The organism is Paenibacillus sp. SER-28, assembly GCF_052906305.1.
Map to the genome: position 1 here is coordinate 1 of NZ_JBRECM010000063.1, position 278 is coordinate 278.

Annotated in this window: 1 protein-coding gene; it reads left to right on the forward strand. The window is 62.9% G+C overall.

The window, feature by feature from the left end; translation table 11 throughout:
• Window positions 1–278: cupin domain-containing protein (locus ACUYLD_RS25645; RefSeq protein ID WP_446676236.1), on the forward strand; the 278-nt coding region annotated here is incomplete at both ends.

The window sequence follows — 278 nt, forward strand, 5'->3', positions numbered from 1 at the left end:
GCCTTGGCCTGCGCTTATGCAGCACCCGCGAAGGCACAGCAGAGCCTGCCGGCGGCGACCAACCAGACACAGGCCATCAAGCGTATTCCGCTACAGCGTTTCGACGTGCCCGGAACCGCATACGAGACAATCATCGGCATTGCCGAGATTGCGCCCAATCTCGGGATCGGCCGTCACACCCATCCAGGCCCCGAATCCGGCTATCTGATCGAAGGCGGCTTTGAACTCCTGATCGATGGCGCCCCGCCCCGCGTGCTCAAGGCGGGCGATTCCTATGT